Here is a 16,728-nt window from a genome sequence, read left to right as displayed (position 1 = left end):
AAAACACACATAAGCCGTAAGGGTAACCCACGGGAGGACATTCAGGCCAGTCTGGGGCGAGATTGCCCTGCGGGCATAAGGCCGCAGGGCAAACAAAGACACGGGGCATTCGCGATACATCGGTTTCATGAGCAGGACGTTTCAGATCACCCGCGAGAAGCGCTGGCGGTTCTGTTGTTCCAGGTACGCGTCGAACACCATGCACACCGAACGCACCAGCAGGCGTCCGGCCGGCAACACTTCGATGCGCTCGCGCTCCAGCTTGATCAGCCCGTCGTTGGCCATGCCCTGCAGTTGCGGCCACAGCGCGCCGAAATAACCCTGAAAATCAATGTTGAACGCTTGCTCGATTTCGGCGAATTCCAGGCTGAAATTGCAGATCAGTTGCTGGATCACCGCGCGGCGCAGGCGATCGTCGGCATTGCACACCAAGCCCCGGCTGGTCGCCAGTTGCGCGGCGGCGAGGGTGTTCTGGTACTGGTTCAGATCGCTGTTGTTCTGGCAGTAGAGATCGCCGATCTGACTGATCGCCGACACCCCCAGACCAATCAAGTCGCAATGGCCGTGAGTGGTGTAGCCCTGGAAGTTGCGCTGCAGGGTCTGTTCTTCTTGGGCAATCGCCAACTCATCGTCGGGCAGGGCGAAGTGATCCATGCCGATGTAGCGATAACCGGCGGCGGTCAGTTGTTCGATGGTGCGCTGGAGCATTTGCAGTTTTTGCGCAGGGCTTGGCAGCTCGTGGCTGTTGATCCGCCGCTGTGGCATGAAGCGCTCCGGCAGGTGCGCATAGTTGAATACCGAGAGCCGGTCCGGTTGCAGGCTGATGACTTCCTCGACGGTACGCGCGAAATTCTCCGGAGTTTGCTTCGGCAGGCCGTAGATCAGGTCGATGTTGATCGAGCGAAATTGCAGGGTGCGCGCCGCGTCGATCACTGCACGGGTTTCTTCCAGGCTCTGCAGGCGATTGACCGCCCGTTGCACCGCCGGATCGAGGTCTTGCAGGCCGATGCTGACCCGGTTGAAACCCAGTTCACGCAGCAGGCCCATGGTCGACCAGTCGGCCTCGCGCGGGTCGATCTCGATGCCGTAGTCGCCGGAGTCATCATCCAGCAGATTGAAGTGTTTGCGCAGGTGCGCCATCAACTGCCGCAGCTCGTCATGGCTGAGGAAGGTCGGGGTGCCGCCGCCGAAGTGCAACTGCTCGACTTTCTGTGCCGGTTCCAGGTGACAGGCAATCAACTGGATTTCCTGTTCCAGGCGTTGCAGATAAGGCTGTGCCCGCCCGCGATCCTTGGTGATGACCTTGTTGCAGGCGCAGTAGTAGCAAATATTCGCGCAGAACGGCACATGCACATACAGCGACAATGGGCGCAGCGCCTTGCGACTTTCGCGCAGGGCGTGAAACAGGTCGAAGGTGCCGACCTGGCTGTTGAATTGCACGGCGGTCGGATACGAGGTGTAGCGCGGCCCCGCCAGGTCGTAGCGGCGGATCAGATCAGTGTCCCAACGAATGGCGTCGAGCATGCGGGCATTCCCCCGGATAGGCTGGCAGTGTGGCGAGTCTATCGGGGTGCGGCGACGGGGCTCTTGATTTGCATCAACGGCGGATTGGTAGTGACTGCTTTGTGGTGAGGGGATTTATCCCCGATCGACTGCGAAGCAGTCGTAAACCTGTTTGCAATGTATGAATGGAAGAATGCAGGGGCGCTTCGCACCCCATCGGGGATAAATCCCCTCACTACAATGGATCTTCTCAGGGCTTTGATCGGATCAGTGACCCATCAGCCAATGTTGGTGGGGGCCAGGAAGGGTCCAGATCCCGAACAGAATCACCAGCAAGCCACCGGCCACGCGCACACTGCGTTTACGCAGCAACGCCGTCACCCGCTCGGCAGCCAGTCCGGTGGCGAGTAGCACCGGCCAAGTGCCCAGCCCGAACGCCAGCATCAACAACCCACTGTCCAGCGCATTGCCCTGGCTCGCCGACCACAGCAGCGTGCTGTAAACCAGTCCGCACGGCAGCCAGCCCCACAGTGCGCCGAGCAGCAGGGCGCGGGGCAAACTCGACACCGGCAGCAAGCGGTTGGCCACCGGCTGAATGTAACGCCACAAGCCACGGCCGAGGCTTTCGATACGGGTCAGGCCGCTCCACCAGCCGGCCAGATACAGGCCCATGGCAATCAGCAGCAACCCGGCGAGAATACGCATGAACATCGCCGCCGGACTGTTTGCCACCGCCCAGCCAGCCAGCCCGATCAGCAAACCGGCCGTCGCGTAACTGAGGATCCGTCCGAGGTTGTACGCCAGCAGCAGACGAAAGCGTCGGCTGCGTTGTTCCTTGGGAATCGCCAGGGTCAGCGCGCCCATCAGGCCGCCGCACATGCCCAGGCAATGCCCGCCACCGAGCAGGCCAAGGATCAGCGCGGAAACCAGGAGAGGCGCCAGCTCAAGCATGGGGTGGCGCCTTGTCCTGCGGCTGGTCGGATTTGGCTTCGTCGACGGCGGCGGTGTGGTTCGGGTCCTGATCATCGAACAGGATGCTGTGGGCCGGGCCATCAAGGTCGTCGTACTGACCACTGTCCACCGCCCAGAAGAAGATGTACACAGCGATGGCCACGATCAGCAGGGCGGCGGGGATCATCACGTAAAGAGCTGGCATCGGTACTCCAGGCCCGCACGGCTCAAGCCGGCAACGGGCGGGTTTCTGAACGGGTGCCGACAACCGGCGTGCTCGGCAGGCGAGTCAGGCGCAGGGCGTTGAGCACCACGGTCAACGAACTGATCGACATGCCGACGGCGGCCCACACCGGGGTGATCCAGCCGAGGGCGGCGAACGGCAACATGAGGCCATTGTACAGCGCCGCCCACAGCAGGTTCTCGATGATTACCCGGCGGGTTCTGCGCGCTAAGGTAAAGGCTTGCACCAGCGCGTCGAGGCGGTTGGACAGCAGCACCGCGTCGGCACTGGTTTTCGCCAGATCGGTGGCCGAACCCATGGCCACGCTGATGTCGGCAGCGGCCAGCACCGGCACGTCGTTCACGCCATCGCCGAGCATCAACACCTTGCGTCCTTGTTGATGCAGCTGCTGCAGCACGTGCAGTTTGTCGTCCGGACGCAAACCGCCACGGGCCTCGTCGATGCCCAGTTCGGCGGCGACGCTGGCGACCATCGGCGAGCTGTCGCCAGACAGCAGCAATGTGCGCCAGCCACGCGCCTTGCACGCGGCGAGCAGGGCGGGCGCATCGTCACGCAGGCGATCGTCGAGGACGAACCATGCCAGCGGCCCTTGATCGTCTCCAAGCAGCAGCCATTGGCCCGGTTCATCCGGCATCGCCGGCACAGGCGCGCCGCTGAGGTCGCAGACGAATTCGGCCTGACCGATGCGCAAGCGCTGTGCGTCGACCAATCCTTCTAGCCCAAGCCCCGGCGTGCTGTGCACTTCCTCGGCGGCCAGTGGCGCACGACCGAAGGCGCGGGCAATCGGGTGTTCCGAACGGTTTTCCAGGGCGGCGGCAAGGCTCAGGCACTGGTCGCTGCTGAGTGTGCCCAGCGGGCGAACCGAGCGCAGGACCAGGCGGCCTTCGGTGAGTGTGCCGGTCTTGTCGAAGATCACCGTGTCGATCTGGTTCAGGCCTTCCAGCACATGCCCGCGCGTCAGCAACAGGCCGAGTTTGTGCAGGGTGCCGGTGGCGGCGGTCAACGCCGTCGGGGTTGCCAGCGACAGCGCGCAAGGGCAGGTCGCGACCAGCATCGCCAGGACGATCCAGAACGCCCGCGACGCATCCAGTTCCCACCACAACAGGCCGATGGCCGCTGCCGCAATCAGCGACAACAGCAAGAACCACTGCGCCGCGCGGTCGGCGATTTCCGCCAGGCGCGGTTTTTCCGCCTGGGCGCGATCGAGCAGGCGGACGATGGCCGACAGGCGTGTGTCCTGACCCAGTGCCAGTACTTCGACGGTGAGCGCGCCTTCGACATTCAGCGTGCCCGCGGTGACCGCATCGCCCAGCGTGCGCGGTTGCGGCAGGTATTCGCCGGTCAGCAGCGATTCGTCGATGCTTGACTGGCCATCGAGAATCCTGCCATCCGCCGGCAGGATCGAACCTGGTTGCACCAGCACCCGGTCACCCAGGCGCAGTTCGCTGAGCAGGATGCGTTCGCTCTGGCCGTCGGTGTCGAGACGCAGGCACGAGGCCGGCAGCAGGTTTACAAGCTGCGCGGTGGCGGCGGCGGTGCGTTCGCGGGCACGGCGTTCCAGATAACGCCCGGCGAGCAGGAACAGCGCAAACATCCCGACCGCATCGAAATACAGCTCACCGACGCCGGTGATCGAGGTCCAGATCCCGGCGATGTAGGCGCTGCCGATGGCCAGCGACACCGAGACGTCCATGGTCAGGTGGCGGGTGCGCAGATCGCGCATCGCGCCCTTGAAGAACGGCGCGCAGCTATAGAACACGATCGGTGTTGTGAGAAATAGCGCGACCCAGCGCAGGATCGTGTGCAATTCGGGGCTGAGGTCGATGTTGAATTCCGGCCAGGTGGCCATGGTCGCCATCATTGCCTGAAACCACAGCAATCCGGCGACGCCGAGCTGGCGCAACGCGAGGCGATTTTCGCTGGCCAGTTGCTCGCTGGCGCGGTCGGCCTGATACGGGTGGGCGACGTAACCGATGTGGCGCAGCTCGGCGAGGATCTGGCTCAGCGGCAATTGCGCGTCGGCCCATTGCACATGCAGGCGATGGTTGGACAGATTCAGTCGCGCCTCGGCCACTGCCGGCAGGGTGCGCAGGTGTTTCTCGATCAGCCAGCCGCAGGCGGCGCAACTGATGCCTTCCATCAACAGCGTGGTTTCGGCGAGTTCGCCCGCGTGACGGACGAAGGATTTTTGCACGTCGGCGCGGTCGTACAGCGCCAATTCATCGGTCAATTGCACCGGCAAGGCTTCGGGGTTGGCCGAGGCTTCGCTGCGATGCTGGTAATAGCTTTCCAGACCACCGGCGACGATGGCTTCGGCCACGGCCTGACAGCCGGGGCAGCAGAACTCGCGGGACTCCCCGAGCACGACGGCGGTAAAGCGACTGCCCGACGGAACGGGCAGGGCGCAGTGGTAGCAGGGGAGTGGGGTGGTCATCGAATATTCGCTAATACTGCTGAATCAACACCATCCTTGTAGGAGCTGCCGCAGGCTGCGATCTTTTGATTTTGTTTTTGAAAGCAAGATCAAAAGATCGCAGCCTGCGGCAGCTCCTACAGGGTTCGGTTTACTTCTTCTGGTCTTCAGCGCCCTGCAGCGGTTCGTCACCGAGCAGCAGATCCTTGTCATGGCTGACCTGTTCTTCTTCGAACATGCGCCACACGTGGTCGTCCTGAGTGCCCAGCAATTCGACAAAACGCCGACCTTCGACCTTGTCGCCCAACTGGCCGATGTAACGGCCAGCTTCGGTTTCGCTGCGGGTCAGGACAATCTTGCGATCCTTCTCCGGCTGGGTCGGCGAGATCAGGTTCAGTTCCAGGGTTTTCGGCTGGCTGTCACCGCTCAGGCGCAGGTCGACTTCGCCGGTGAGTTCATCCAGATGGACGTTGGCGCGCATCTTCAACTCCTGCGCCAACAGTTCACGGTCCAGCGAGCGGTTGATGCCTTTGCCAGCCTCGTAGTAGTTGTCGTTGACCAGGTTGTCCGGGTTGTTCACCGCAATGGTCACCATTGACAGGGTCAACGTCACCGAGCAGGCCAGGATTCCGATGATGATCCATGGCCAGAGGTGCTTGTACCAAGGGCTTGCGGCGTTTGCGGCGGGCATGTTCAGTTCTCTCAACGGGTTTGTGGGCCGATGAATCGGCTCTTGGCTTCAACGTGGACGCTGTCGTCGTCGGCGTCCTTGAGGATGAATTTCACCTCGTTGGTGCTCGACGGCAATTGTTCCGGTGCGCTCGACAACTCCACCGGCATGCTGAAGATTTCGCCGGCCGGGACCTTGATCTCGCGTTTGCCTTGCAGGCGCAGATCCGGCAGGCCGGCGGCCTCCAGCACGTAGGTGTGGTCGCGCTGATCCTTGTTCATGATCTTCAGGCTGTAGACGTTTTCGATCCGGCCTTCGGCGTTCTCGCGGTACAGCACGCGGTCCTTGCTGACGTCGAAACCGACCAGCGAGCGCATGAAGAATGCGGTCACCAGCAGGCTGATCATCGCCAGCAGCACCACCGCATAGCCGATCAGGCGTGGCCGCAGTTTATGGGTTTTCTGGCCCGAGAGGTTGTGTTCGGTGGTGTAACTGATGAGGCCGCGCGGGTAGTCCATCTTGTCCATGATCGCGTCGCAGGCGTCGATGCACGCGGCGCAACCGATGCATTCGATCTGCAAGCCGTCACGGATGTCGATACCGGTCGGACACACCTGGACGCACATGGTGCAGTCAATGCAATCGCCCAGGCCCATGGCCTTGTAATCGACACCTTTCTTGCGCGGGCCGCGGCTTTCGCCGCGACGCGGATCGTAGGACACGATCAGGGTGTCCTTGTCGAACATCACGCTCTGGAAGCGCGCATAGGGGCACATGTAGATGCACACCTGTTCGCGCAGCCAGCCGGCGTTGCCGTAGGTGGCGAGGGTGAAGAAACCGACCCAGAAATACGACCAGCCATCGGCCTGGCCAGTGAAGAAAACGAACACCAGTTCGCGGATCGGCGAGAAGTAGCCGACGAAGGTCATGCCAGTGACGAAACCGATCAGTAGCCACAGCGAATGTTTGGCGAGCTTGCGCAGGAACTTGTTGCCGCTCATTGGCGCTTTATCGAGCTTGATACGCTGGTTGCGGTCGCCTTCGGTGACTTTCTCGCACCACATGAAAATCCACGTCCACACGCTTTGCGGGCAGGTGTAGCCGCACCAGACCCGGCCGGCGTAAACGGTGATGAAGAACAGGCCGAACGCGGCAATGATCAGCAGGCCAGACAGCAGGATGAAGTCCTGCGGCCAGAACGTGGCGCCGAAGATGAAAAACTTGCGTTCCGGCAGGTTCCACCACACCGCCTGATGCCCGCCCCAGTTCAGCCACACCGTACCGAAATACAACAGGAACAGCGCAGCGCCGCCCATCATCCGCAGATTGCGGAACAGGCCAGTGAAAGCACGGGTGTAGATTTTTTCTCGAGAGGCGTAAAGGTCGACGCTGTTGTTCGCGTTTTTGCTCGGCGGTGTGACGTCGTGTACCGGAATCTGGTTGCTCATCATTGCATCCCACGGCAGTGGACAAATGCCTCGGTCGATACGTGCCGACCGCGGTCAGAAAGGGGTGTTGCAGTGGCGCAATGATACGCCTGTCGCTCTAACTCAATGGTGCGACCTTTGGTCGCGTTGGGAAAAAAGCATTATTGGTGTAGCGAATGCAGCAAAGCCTGATGCAGATCAATTGACTTGTTGAGTATGGACGGTTTTGCAGTGGCGGCTAATTCATTGTTCCCACGGATTGATCAGGGCGACGCCGCTCGAGCGGAAATCATCGACATTGCGCGTGACCACCGTGAGTCCATGCACCAGGGCCGTGGCAGCGATCAATGCATCGCTTTCATTGGCCTGGTCGGGCACATGCAGGCTGGCACAACGCAGCGCTACTGCAGCATCAACCGGCAGGATTCGGGCTTCGAATGCGGGCATGACGTGACGCGTCAGCCAACTGCGCAACAGCTTTCCTTGAGCAGGATCGCGCCGTTCCATTCGCAGGACTCCGGTTTCCAGTTCTTTCAGAGTAATGGCGGAAATGTACAGACGCGGGGCGATGACGCCTTTGGCCCAACTGACCACATTGGCATCGGCTTGCGGCTTGCGAAGTTCGGAAATCACATTGGTGTCGAGTAAATACATCAGGACAGGTCCACGGGACGATGAATGATGACTGCGCGCTCGGTTTCGAAATCGATGTCGGCAGCCTCCGGCATGACCAACCAATCGACAATGCTTGTGTTTGCGCCGCTCAGTTTCTGATATTCCTCAATGCTCAAAAGGACATGAGAGGCCTTGCCACGGTCGGTGATGATCACTGGACCCAGACGCGCAGCCTTTTTGGCGCTGCTGGTGTCCTGGTTGAATTCACGACTGGAGATGGTGGTGATTGCCATCATGGTTGACCTCTCGCAATACAGATGTAGCAACGTTACTACTTCGCCTTGGGGGCGGCAATCGAGGAAGACAGGACTCAGCGGTCCGTTGGTCGGTCCGTGGCTGGCATTAGTCGAGCCAACCTCGCACAAGGCGCAGGCCGGCTCAGGTTGATACTGACGTGGCTTCAAGACTCAGGGCAGCCTGCCGCCGCCCAGGCTATCGAGACTGCCGGTATTTCGATGGCGTTTTGTGGTGCTTTTGGAATCGGGTTGTGACGGACTGTCGAATGTCGCGGTAATGGTTTCCACGGTTTTTTCCGATGATTCGGTTGGAAGATCAGATTCAGTAAGAGGCTGATCAACCAGGAGACAGGTTTTGTCGTCATTCAACATAGCGGCTTCATCCTTGAAGTGGCTCCGATGCGGGTCACCGGGCCTTTGGCAGACCCTACAGAGCAAGCTGAAACGAGTCCATCAGGCATGTGTCTCAAAGTATTAATTTCAACGGCTATGTCCATGCCGTAGAAATATCATTAGTTAATTGAAAGCTTTTAATTTTTTATTGATTTCGAATAGTTTGGTGTCTGTTCTGCATCATGCTAGTTGCATGTTCGTGTTTTGAAAGTTAACGGAATAATGGAGTGTTATGAAAATCAAGGAAGTTAAAGAGCTTTTCGCTTGTCTGTGCCTGTTATCGCTGAGTTATTTCGCCAGTGCCAATGAAGGTGTTCCGCTGCACATGGTATTTGCCTCGGACCCGCAATACCCGTGGACGGAAAAATCGGACAGTGGTGAAGATGAGCCGAGCGCGGACTTTGAAAAACGCTCGAAATGGCTGGTCGAGAGCCAGTTTGCGAGTATTGCGCAGTTTCGCAACGAAATGGGCGGCCAGGCCGCCGTGCCGTTGATGATCAACGGCGACATCACTGCGTTCGGCCATGGCTGGCAGCGCTCCTTCATGAAGACGATGCTGAACAAACACTTTGGCGATCAATTTCTCTATGGGCTGGGTAATCATGATTACCAGAACAACGTGAATGACTGTTTCAGTGAGAGTTGCGCGGCGGGCAGTATTGTCGATTATCGTGATCATCACGAGGGTAAAGTCGATAAGTTTGATCTTGAAGTGAGTGGCAGCTTTTTGAATAAGCACTATCTCGGCAGTCTGGCGTATTCAAAGAATATTGGTGAAGTACATCTGGTGCAGTTGAACAATGAGCCGACTTACCAGGTGAAGATTTCCCATGCGCTGAATCCGACCTCGTTCGACATCAAACAGTCACTGGACTGGCTGGAAAATGATTTGCGAATAGCGCGAGCGCAGGGCTACGCGATCATTATCAATATGCACAAACCCTATGACTGGGCAGGCAGTTGGGAGCAACAGAAGCGCTTTCGCGAAATGCTTGAAAAGTATCAGGTGACGGCGATATTTGCTGGTCATTACCATGGCGAGGGTGGCAGCCAGACCTACATGGGCAGTGTGCCGATGTTCCTCAGCGGTGCGGCCTCTCAACAGACGTACCTGACGGCCAGCTTTTCCAAAGACCGCAAACAACTTGAGGTGAGTCTGGTCGAGGGTAATCAGTGGCGCCATCGTCAACCGGTGGCCACAGTACCGGTGAAATCGATCTGGGCCAGTCGCCCATAAAAAAGCCCCCGCCAGAACACTGGTGGGGGCTTTATTTTGCGTCAGGCGTTAGGCCTTATTGGGCCTCGGCTTCAGCGGGTTTGTCACCGTGAGACAGGCTGTAAACATACGCCGCCAGCAAGTGCACCTTATCGTTGCCTTGCAGTTGTTCCTGCGCAGGCATCTGGCCCTGACGGCCGTAACGGATGGTCTGCTGCAGTTGGGCGAAGCTCGAACCGTAGATGAACGCGGCCGGGTGGGTCAGGTTCGGTGCGCCCATCGCCGGGGTGCCTTTGCCTTCCGGTCCGTGGCAGGCCACGCAGTTGGCGGCGAACAGTTTCTGGCCGTTGGCCGGGTCAGCCTTGGTGCCTTCCGGCAGTTTGCGGCCATCAAGCTGGGTCACCACGAAGGCGGCGACATCGGCGACGCCTTGCTCGCCAATGACGTCGGCCCAGGCCGGCATCACCGCGTGTCGACCGCCCATGATGGTGGTCTTGATGGTTTCCGGCTCGCCGCCCCAGCGCCAGTCGGCGTCGGTCAGGTTCGGGAAGCCATAGGCGCCTTTGGCGTCGGAGCCGTGGCACACCGAGCAGTTGGAGGCGAACAGGCGACCGCCCATCTTCAGTGCTTGTGGATCCTTGGCGACTTCCTCGATTGGCATTGCCGCGAACTTGGCGAAGATCGGACCGAACTTGGCGTCCGAGCGGGCCATTTCCTTTTCCCACTCGTGCACGCCGGTCCAGCCGGTCTGGCCGTTGGCGAACGCGGTCTGCTTGTCGTTATCGAGGTAGTTGTAGCCCGGCAGCAGGCCTTTCCAGTTGCCCAGACCCGGGTACAGCACCAGATAACCGAGAGCGAACACGATGGTGCCCACGAACAGCATGAACCACCATTTCGGCAGCGGGTTGTCGTACTCCTCGATCCCGTCGAAGGAGTGGCCCACGGTCTCTTCCGTCTGCTCGCTGCGCTGGCCCTTGCGGGTCGACAGCAGCAGCCAGGTCAGGGAAAAGATCGTACCGAGACTGAGGACTGTGACGTACAGACTCCAGAATGTAGTCATTCTTTGTTACTCCTAGAAGCTTGCTCGACGTGCTTGATGGCTTCGGGATCATCCGCAAAAGGCAGCAAGGTTGCGTCTTCAAACTCCGACTTGCGCTTGGGGCTGAACACCCACAACGCCAAACCGATGAAGGCCACCATCACGACAACGGTGCCCAGGCCGCGAATCATCCCGATATCCATGAAGAATCACCGTTTGCTTTTGATGATGGTGCCCAGGCCCTGAAGGTAGGCCACCAGCGCGTCCATTTCGGTTTTGCCCTTCACGGCCTCTTTTGCACCGGCGATGTCTTCGTCGGTGTAAGGGACGCCGAGCGTGCGCAACACTTCCATTTTCCTGGCCGTGTCTTTGCCGTCGAGCTTGTTTTCCACGAGGAACGGGTAAGCCGGCATTTTCGACTCAGGCACCACGTTGCGCGGGTTGTACAGGTGCGCACGCTGCCAGTCATCGGAGTAACGACCGCCCACGCGAGCCAGGTCCGGACCGGTACGTTTGGAACCCCACAGGAACGGGTGGTCCCACACGCTTTCACCGGCGACCGAGTAGTGGCCGTAGCGTTCGGTTTCGGCGCGGAACGGACGGATCATCTGCGAGTGGCAGCCGACACAACCGTTGGCGATATAGACGTCGCGGCCTTCCAGTTCCAGTGCCGAGCGCGGCTTCATGCCTTCGACCGGCTTGTTGGTGACGTCCTGGAAGAACAGCGGAACGATCTGGGTCAGGCCGCCAATGCTGACGGCGATAACCATGAAGAAGGCCAGCAGGCCAATATTCTTCTCGACAGCTTCATGCTTCATCAGTGAGCTCCAACGACAGCGATCTGGGCGGCGGCTTCGGCTTCAACCGGGTTCGAGGCGCGCACGGTGCGCCAGACGTTGTAAGCCATCAGGAACATGCCGCTGGCGAAGAATGCACCGCCCAGGGCACGGACGATGTAGCCCGGGTGGCTGGCCTGCAGCGCCTCGACGAACGAGTAGGTGAGGGTGCCGTCATCGTTGATTGCACGCCACATCAGACCCTGAGTGATGCCGTTGACCCACATCGAGGCGATGTAGAGCACGGTGCCGATGGTCGCGAGCCAGAAGTGCGCGTTGATCAGGCCGACGCTGTGCATTTGCGCACGACCGAACAGTTTCGGGATCATGTGGTAGATCGCGCCGATCGAGATCATCGCTACCCAGCCGAGCGCGCCGGCGTGTACGTGGCCGATGGTCCAGTCGGTGTAGTGCGAGAGCGAGTTGACGGTCTTGATCGCCATCATCGGACCTTCGAAGGTCGACATGCCGTAGAACGCCAGCGACACCACAAGGAAGCGCAGGATCGGGTCGGTGCGCAGCTTATGCCAGGCACCCGACAGGGTCATCATGCCGTTGATCATGCCGCCCCAGCTTGGTGCCAGCAGGATGATCGACATCGCCATGCCCAGCGATTGTGCCCAGTCCGGCAGTGCGGTGTAGTGCAGGTGGTGCGGGCCGGCCCAGATATACAGGGTGATCAGCGCCCAGAAGTGCACGATCGACAGGCGATAGGAGTAGATCGGACGTTCGGCCTGTTTCGGCACGAAGTAGTACATCATCCCGAGGAAGCCGGTGGTCAGGAAGAAGCCCACGGCGTTGTGACCGTACCACCACTGGATCATCGCATCGGTCGCGCCCGAATAGGCGGAGTAGGACTTGAAGAAGCTGACCGGCAGGGAGGCGTGGTTGACGATGTGCAGCATTGCGGTCACGACGATGAACGCGCCGTAGAACCAGTTACCGACATAGATGTGCTTGGTCTTGCGCTTGGTGATGGTGCCGAAGAACACCAGCCCGTAGGAGACCCAGACAATGGCCAGCAGAATGGCGAGCGGCCATTCCAGTTCGGCGTATTCCTTGGTGGTGGTGTAACCCAGCGGCAAGGTAATGATTGCGCCGACGATAACCGCCTGCCAGCCCCAGAAGGTGAAAGCGGCGAGGCTGTCGGAGATCAGTCGCGTCTGGCAGGTTCGCTGCACGACATAGTAGGAAGTGGCAAACAGTGCACAACCACCGAAGGCGAAAATCACCAGGTTTGTGTGCAACGGGCGCAGGCGTCCAAAGCTCGTCCACGGCAGACCGAAGTTCAACTCCGGCCAGACCAGTTGCGAGGCGATGAAGACACCAAGCCCCATGCCAAGGATCCCCCAGACCACCGTCATGATGGCGAACTGGCGGACTACCTTATAGTTATAAGCAGTCGGACTGATTGCTGTGCTCATTCTAAGGTTCCACGGTTTGGGTGTTTTATTAGGATTAAAATCGGCCGCAAGTATGCAGAGAGCAGGGGGTCATTGCAACGCGCCATGACCTGGGTCAATGCTTTCCAACGCTGATTCTGCGGCCTTTCCATACGCCGCGTAAGGACAAAATCGGCCTCGGACAAAATGTCGCAGCGGACGAAAAAAGCGAGGGGTTCAGGTCAGATGTAACGAGGTGTGTTCCAACGCAGTGATCGGGTGACGGACGGTCATCGACGCGACAGCCGGTATCTACCGGGCTTTGCGCCCTGTCAGTCAGGCGATTTGTCGAACACATCGCTCAAGGTCGACCTGGAACCGGCACGGGCCAGTCCGCATCGAGCAAGCGTAGACCCGAATTGGAGGATTCGAAAGGAGAGGGTGTGACGGGGTGCGACAATGCGTCGCAAAGGGGCGGGGTGCTGCCGCACCGAGAACGATGCGGCAGAGGTGTGCGCAATACTTATTGCTTGTTGTCTTCGGTAATCAGTTTTTCTGTATTCAATCCGTGTGACAGGCTGTACACATAAGCGGCCAGCAATTGCACTTTATCGTTGCCCAGCAATTCGTTTTGCGCTGGCATATGGCCTTGGCGACCATGGCGAATGGTCTGCTCAAGCTGCGTCAGGCTGGTGCCATAGATAAATCCGGCCGGGTGCGTCAGGTTCGGCGCACCCATGGCTTCAGTGCCTTGGCCGGTTGCCCCATGACAGGCTACGCAGGTGGTGCTGAACGCTTGCTGTCCGGCCTGCAGGTCAGCCTTGCTGTCGGCCGGCAGCGGCAGGCCGGCCAGTTCGTGACGCACATACGCCGCGACGTTCTTTACACCTGTCTCGCCGAGCACTTCGCCCCAGGCCGGCATCGCCGCCATCCGCCCACCCATGATGGTGGTCTTGATGGTCTCGGCACTGCCGCCCCAGCGCCAGTCCTTGTCCGCCAGGTTGGGGAAACCGAACGCGCCCTTGGCGTCGGAACCGTGGCACACCGAGCAGTTGGAGGCGAACAGTCGGCCACCCATTTTCAGCGCCTGCGGATCCTTCGCCACTTCTTCCACCGGCATGGCGGCGAACTTGGCGAAGATCGGCCCGAATTTGGCGTCGGCCTTGCTCATTTCCTTTTCCCATTCGTGGACGCCGGTCCAGCCGTCCTCGTAGCCGGGCAGAATGCCTTTCCAGTTGCCCAGGCCCGGATACAGGATCAGATAGCCCACGGAAAACACCAGCGTGCCGGCGAACAGCATGAACCACCACTGCGGCAGCGGGTTGTCGTACTCCTCGATGCCGTCGAAGCTGTGGCCCATGGTCTGGTCGACGCTGCCCTTGGTCTCGCCCCGGCGGGTGCCGATCAGCAGCCAGGTCAGGCCGATCAGGCTGCCGATGGTCAGTACGCAGATCCACGTACTCCAGAAGGTGGTCATGGCCGGGTACTCCTTGTTTCAGATGCGGGGGTAGTGTCGGGTTGCGGCTCGTCGGCGAACGGCAGCAGACGTGCTTCGGCAAACTCCGGGGTGCGCTTGCGATTGAATACCCACAAGGTCAGACCGACGAAGGCGACGAACACCACGACCGTGCCGAGGCCACGTATGAGGCCTGTGCTCATTTCAATGACCATGGCTCACCTCTTGCTCTTGATCGCAGTGCCAAGCACTTGCAGGTAGGAGACGAGGGCGTCCATCTCGGTCTTGCCCTTGAGGCTGGCGACCGCGCCGCTGATGTCATCGTCGGTGTACGGCACGCCGAGGGTGCGCATGGTCTTGAGCTTGGTTTCGGTGTGGCTGCTGTCGACCGCTTGCGTGACCAGCCACGGGTAGGCCGGCATTTTCGACTCGGGTACCACGTTGCGCGGGTTGTACAAGTGCGCGCGGTGCCAGTCATCCGAGTAACGCGCGCCGACGCGGGCCAGGTCCGGCCCGGTACGCTTGGAACCCCAGAGGAACGGGTGATCCCACACGCTTTCGCCGGCCACCGAGTAGTGCCCGTAGCGTTCGGTTTCAGCGCGGAACGGGCGGATCATCTGCGAGTGGCAACCGACGCAGCCTTCGCGGATGTAGATGTCGCGGCCTTCCAGTTGCAGCGCGGTGTAGGGCTTCATGCCTTCCACCGGTTTGTTGGTGACGTCCTGGAAGAACAGCGGGACGATCTGGGTCAGGCCGCCGATGCTCACGGCGAATACCATCAGCAGCATCAGCAGGCCGACGTTCTTTTCAATCGTTTCGTGTTTCATGGCGGACTCCTCAGGCCATCTGCGCGGCAGCAACGACGTCAGCAGGCTGCGAGGCCCGCACGGTGCGCCAGGTGTTGTAAGCCATCAGGAACATGCCGCTGAGGAAGATCGCCCCACCCACCAGACGCACGATGAAGCCTGGGTGGCTGGCCACCAGGGTTTCGACGAAGGAATAGGTCAGCGTGCCGTCCTCGTTGACTGCGCGCCACATCAGGCCCTGGGCGATACCGTTGACCCACATCGAGGCGATGTAGAGCACGGTGCCGATGGTCGCGAGCCAGAAGTGCGCGTTGATCAGGCCGATGCTGTGCATCTGCTCTTTGCCGAAGACTTTCGGGATCATGTGGTACAGCGCGCCGATGGAAATCATCGCTACCCAGCCGAGCGCGCCGGCGTGAACGTGGCCGATGGTCCAGTCGGTGTAGTGGGAGAGGGCGTTGACGGTCTTGATCGCCATCATCGGACCTTCGAAGGTCGACATGCCGTAGAACGCCAGCGACACCACGAGGAAGCGCAGGATCGGGTCGCTGCGCAGCTTATGCCAGGCGCCCGAGAGGGTCATCATGCCGTTGATCATGCCGCCCCAGCTCGGCGCCAGCAGAATCAGCGACATCACCATGCCCAGCGATTGCGCCCAGTCCGGCAGCGCGGTGTAGTGCAGGTGGTGCGGGCCGGCCCAGATGTACAGGGTGATCAGCGCCCAGAAGTGCACGATCGACAGGCGATACGAATACACCGGACGTTCGGCCTGTTTCGGCACGAAGTAGTACATCATCCCGAGGAAACCGGCGGTGAGGAAAAAGCCTACGGCGTTGTGGCCGTACCACCATTGCACCATCGCGTCGGTCGCACCGGCGTACACCGAGTACGACTTGGTCAGGCTCACCGGCAACTCAAGGTTGTTGACGATGTGCAGGATCGCCACGGTGATGATGAACGCGCCGAAGAACCAGTTGCCGACATAGATGTGCTTGGTCTTGCGCTGCATGATCGTGCCGAAGAACACGATGGCGTAGGCGACCCAGACGATGGTGATCAGGATGTCGATCGGCCATTCCAGCTCGGCGTATTCCTTGGAACTGGTGTAACCCAGCGGCAGGCTGATGGCTGCCAGCAGGATCACCAGTTGCCAGCCCCAGAAGCAGAACGCGGCGATTTTCGGCGCGAACAATTGCGTCTGGCAGGTGCGCTGCACCGAATAGAACGAACTGGCGAACAGCGCACAACCACCGAAGGCGAAGATCACCGCGTTGGTGTGCAGCGGGCGCAGACGGCCGAAACTGGTCCAGGGCAAATTGAAGTTGAGTTCAGGCCAGACCAATTGGGCCGCGAGAAAAACCCCGAGCCCCATGCCGACGATGCCCCACACCACCGTCATAATGGCGAATTGGCGGACCACCTTGTAGTTGTAGGCGGTACTGATAGAAGTGTTCATGGTTCCCCATCCACGGTTCAGCCGA

General features: G+C 60.1%; 18 protein-coding genes. 1 reads left to right on the top strand and 17 read right to left on the bottom strand.

The window, feature by feature from the left end; genetic code table 11:
* Positions 1–141: 141 nt before the first annotated feature.
* The 9 genes from hemN to ACTJKS_RS11725 all read right to left on the bottom strand — a co-directional run bounded on the left by hemN (position 142) and on the right by ACTJKS_RS11725 (position 8,491).
* Positions 142–1,524, bottom strand: coding sequence for an oxygen-independent coproporphyrinogen III oxidase (gene hemN, locus ACTJKS_RS11765; protein WP_041067816.1), 1,383 nt, complete (start codon positions 1,522–1,524; stop codon positions 142–144).
* Positions 1,525–1,770: 246 nt separating this feature from the next.
* On the bottom strand, positions 1,771–2,454 hold the full coding sequence (locus tag ACTJKS_RS11760; protein WP_041067819.1) for a sulfite exporter TauE/SafE family protein: 684 nt from the start codon (positions 2,452–2,454) through the stop codon (positions 1,771–1,773).
* Positions 2,447–2,659 carry a cbb3-type cytochrome oxidase assembly protein CcoS gene (ccoS, locus tag ACTJKS_RS11755; RefSeq protein ID WP_041067822.1) on the bottom strand — a complete coding sequence of 71 codons (213 nt, stop codon included), beginning with the start codon at positions 2,657–2,659 and terminating at the stop codon, positions 2,447–2,449. The genes ACTJKS_RS11760 and ccoS overlap by 8 nt, the downstream gene beginning before the upstream one ends.
* Positions 2,660–2,681: 22 nt before the next feature.
* Positions 2,682–5,132, bottom strand: a complete 2,451-nt coding sequence (locus ACTJKS_RS11750; RefSeq protein WP_108182176.1) for a heavy metal translocating P-type ATPase — start codon at positions 5,130–5,132, stop codon at positions 2,682–2,684.
* 130 nt (positions 5,133–5,262) lie between these two features.
* Positions 5,263–5,802 (bottom strand): FixH family protein, encoded by a 540-nt coding sequence (locus ACTJKS_RS11745; protein WP_108182177.1) that lies wholly within the window; start codon positions 5,800–5,802, stop codon positions 5,263–5,265.
* 11 nt (positions 5,803–5,813) lie between these two features.
* On the bottom strand, positions 5,814–7,229 hold the full coding sequence (gene ccoG / locus ACTJKS_RS11740; protein ID WP_440828831.1) for a cytochrome c oxidase accessory protein CcoG: 1,416 nt from the start codon (positions 7,227–7,229) through the stop codon (positions 5,814–5,816).
* A 222-nt stretch (positions 7,230–7,451) separates the two neighbouring features.
* Positions 7,452–7,862, bottom strand: a complete 411-nt coding sequence (locus ACTJKS_RS11735; RefSeq protein ID WP_041067833.1) for a type II toxin-antitoxin system VapC family toxin — start codon at positions 7,860–7,862, stop codon at positions 7,452–7,454.
* Positions 7,862–8,116 carry a type II toxin-antitoxin system Phd/YefM family antitoxin gene (locus ACTJKS_RS11730; RefSeq protein WP_041067899.1) on the bottom strand — a complete coding sequence of 85 codons (255 nt, stop codon included), beginning with the start codon at positions 8,114–8,116 and terminating at the stop codon, positions 7,862–7,864. Before ACTJKS_RS11730 ends, ACTJKS_RS11735 begins: the two co-directional genes overlap by 1 nt.
* A 174-nt stretch (positions 8,117–8,290) precedes the next feature.
* The gene (locus tag ACTJKS_RS11725; protein ID WP_108182179.1) at positions 8,291–8,491 is read right to left on the bottom strand and encodes a hypothetical protein; all 201 of its coding nucleotides are present in this window, start codon (positions 8,489–8,491) and stop codon (positions 8,291–8,293) included.
* Positions 8,492–8,744: 253 nt separating this feature from the next.
* Here ACTJKS_RS11725 and ACTJKS_RS11720 point away from each other — a divergent pair, with 253 nt between their 5' ends.
* On the top strand, positions 8,745–9,749 hold the full coding sequence (locus tag ACTJKS_RS11720; protein WP_108182180.1) for a metallophosphoesterase family protein: 1,005 nt from the start codon (positions 8,745–8,747) through the stop codon (positions 9,747–9,749).
* Positions 9,750–9,804: 55 nt separating this feature from the next.
* On the opposite strand, the gene ccoP (ACTJKS_RS11715) is transcribed toward ACTJKS_RS11720, so the two are convergent.
* The 8 genes from ccoP (ACTJKS_RS11715) to ccoN (ACTJKS_RS11680) form a co-directional block, all read right to left on the bottom strand.
* Entirely contained in the window at positions 9,805–10,788 is a 984-nt protein-coding gene (gene ccoP / locus ACTJKS_RS11715; protein ID WP_041067842.1) for a cytochrome-c oxidase, cbb3-type subunit III, read from the bottom strand.
* A complete protein-coding gene (locus tag ACTJKS_RS11710; protein WP_003175465.1) occupies positions 10,785–10,970 on the bottom strand; it encodes a CcoQ/FixQ family Cbb3-type cytochrome c oxidase assembly chaperone in 186 nt (61 codons plus the stop codon). Before ACTJKS_RS11710 ends, ccoP (ACTJKS_RS11715) begins: the two co-directional genes overlap by 4 nt.
* Positions 10,971–10,976: 6 nt before the next feature.
* The gene (ccoO, locus tag ACTJKS_RS11705) at positions 10,977–11,585 is read right to left on the bottom strand and encodes a cytochrome-c oxidase, cbb3-type subunit II (protein WP_041067866.1); all 609 of its coding nucleotides are present in this window, start codon (positions 11,583–11,585) and stop codon (positions 10,977–10,979) included.
* Complete coding sequence (ccoN, locus tag ACTJKS_RS11700; RefSeq protein WP_047293093.1) at positions 11,585–13,027, bottom strand: cytochrome-c oxidase, cbb3-type subunit I; 1,443 nt, start codon at positions 13,025–13,027, stop codon at positions 11,585–11,587. The genes ccoO (ACTJKS_RS11705) and ccoN (ACTJKS_RS11700) overlap by 1 nt, the downstream gene beginning before the upstream one ends.
* Positions 13,028–13,508: 481 nt before the next feature.
* Positions 13,509–14,462, bottom strand: coding sequence for a cytochrome-c oxidase, cbb3-type subunit III (gene ccoP / locus ACTJKS_RS11695; RefSeq protein WP_041067872.1), 954 nt, complete (start codon positions 14,460–14,462; stop codon positions 13,509–13,511).
* The gene (locus tag ACTJKS_RS11690; RefSeq protein ID WP_041067875.1) at positions 14,459–14,656 is read right to left on the bottom strand and encodes a cbb3-type cytochrome oxidase subunit 3; all 198 of its coding nucleotides are present in this window, start codon (positions 14,654–14,656) and stop codon (positions 14,459–14,461) included. The genes ccoP (ACTJKS_RS11695) and ACTJKS_RS11690 overlap by 4 nt, the downstream gene beginning before the upstream one ends.
* A 3-nt stretch (positions 14,657–14,659) precedes the next feature.
* On the bottom strand, positions 14,660–15,268 hold the full coding sequence (ccoO, locus tag ACTJKS_RS11685; protein ID WP_003223389.1) for a cytochrome-c oxidase, cbb3-type subunit II: 609 nt from the start codon (positions 15,266–15,268) through the stop codon (positions 14,660–14,662).
* Positions 15,269–15,278: 10 nt separating this feature from the next.
* Positions 15,279–16,703 (bottom strand): cytochrome-c oxidase, cbb3-type subunit I, encoded by a 1,425-nt coding sequence (gene ccoN / locus ACTJKS_RS11680; RefSeq protein WP_047293096.1) that lies wholly within the window; start codon positions 16,701–16,703, stop codon positions 15,279–15,281.
* Positions 16,704–16,728 lie beyond the last annotated feature (25 nt).

This window comes from Pseudomonas sp. 22189 (assembly GCF_052045635.1).
GTDB lineage: Bacteria > Pseudomonadota > Gammaproteobacteria > Pseudomonadales > Pseudomonadaceae > Aquipseudomonas > Aquipseudomonas parakoreensis.
The sequence above is the reverse complement of the archived record's forward strand: the minus strand, read 5'-3'. Positions and strand labels throughout refer to the sequence as shown.

Excerpts from the sequence above, each read along its gene's own strand:
- ccoP (WP_041067872.1), bottom strand. The coding sequence starts at position 14,462 with ATGACCACCTTCTGGAGTACGTGGATCTGCGTACTGACCATCGGCAGC.
- ccoO (WP_041067866.1), bottom strand. The coding sequence starts at position 11,585 with ATGAAGCATGAAGCTGTCGAGAAGAATATTGGCCTGCTGGCCTTCTTC.
- ACTJKS_RS11720 (WP_108182180.1), top strand. The coding sequence starts at position 8,745 with ATGAAAATCAAGGAAGTTAAAGAGCTTTTCGCTTGTCTGTGCCTGTTA.
- ACTJKS_RS11730 (WP_041067899.1), bottom strand. The coding sequence starts at position 8,116 with ATGGCAATCACCACCATCTCCAGTCGTGAATTCAACCAGGACACCAGC.
- ccoP (WP_041067842.1), bottom strand. The coding sequence starts at position 10,788 with ATGACTACATTCTGGAGTCTGTACGTCACAGTCCTCAGTCTCGGTACG.
- ACTJKS_RS11745 (WP_108182177.1), bottom strand. The coding sequence starts at position 5,802 with ATGCCCGCCGCAAACGCCGCAAGCCCTTGGTACAAGCACCTCTGGCCA.
- ccoO (WP_003223389.1), bottom strand. The coding sequence starts at position 15,268 with ATGAAACACGAAACGATTGAAAAGAACGTCGGCCTGCTGATGCTGCTG.
- ccoN (WP_047293093.1), bottom strand. The coding sequence starts at position 13,027 with ATGAGCACAGCAATCAGTCCGACTGCTTATAACTATAAGGTAGTCCGC.
- ACTJKS_RS11690 (WP_041067875.1), bottom strand. The coding sequence starts at position 14,656 with ATGGTCATTGAAATGAGCACAGGCCTCATACGTGGCCTCGGCACGGTC.
- ACTJKS_RS11735 (WP_041067833.1), bottom strand. The coding sequence starts at position 7,862 with ATGTATTTACTCGACACCAATGTGATTTCCGAACTTCGCAAGCCGCAA.
- ACTJKS_RS11760 (WP_041067819.1), bottom strand. The coding sequence starts at position 2,454 with ATGCTTGAGCTGGCGCCTCTCCTGGTTTCCGCGCTGATCCTTGGCCTG.
- ACTJKS_RS11750 (WP_108182176.1), bottom strand. The coding sequence starts at position 5,132 with ATGACCACCCCACTCCCCTGCTACCACTGCGCCCTGCCCGTTCCGTCG.
- ACTJKS_RS11710 (WP_003175465.1), bottom strand. The coding sequence starts at position 10,970 with ATGGATATCGGGATGATTCGCGGCCTGGGCACCGTTGTCGTGATGGTG.
- ccoG (WP_440828831.1), bottom strand. The coding sequence starts at position 7,229 with ATGAGCAACCAGATTCCGGTACACGACGTCACACCGCCGAGCAAAAAC.
- ccoN (WP_047293096.1), bottom strand. The coding sequence starts at position 16,703 with ATGAACACTTCTATCAGTACCGCCTACAACTACAAGGTGGTCCGCCAA.
- ACTJKS_RS11725 (WP_108182179.1), bottom strand. The coding sequence starts at position 8,491 with ATGTTGAATGACGACAAAACCTGTCTCCTGGTTGATCAGCCTCTTACT.
- ccoS (WP_041067822.1), bottom strand. The coding sequence starts at position 2,659 with ATGCCAGCTCTTTACGTGATGATCCCCGCCGCCCTGCTGATCGTGGCC.
- hemN (WP_041067816.1), bottom strand. The coding sequence starts at position 1,524 with ATGCTCGACGCCATTCGTTGGGACACTGATCTGATCCGCCGCTACGAC.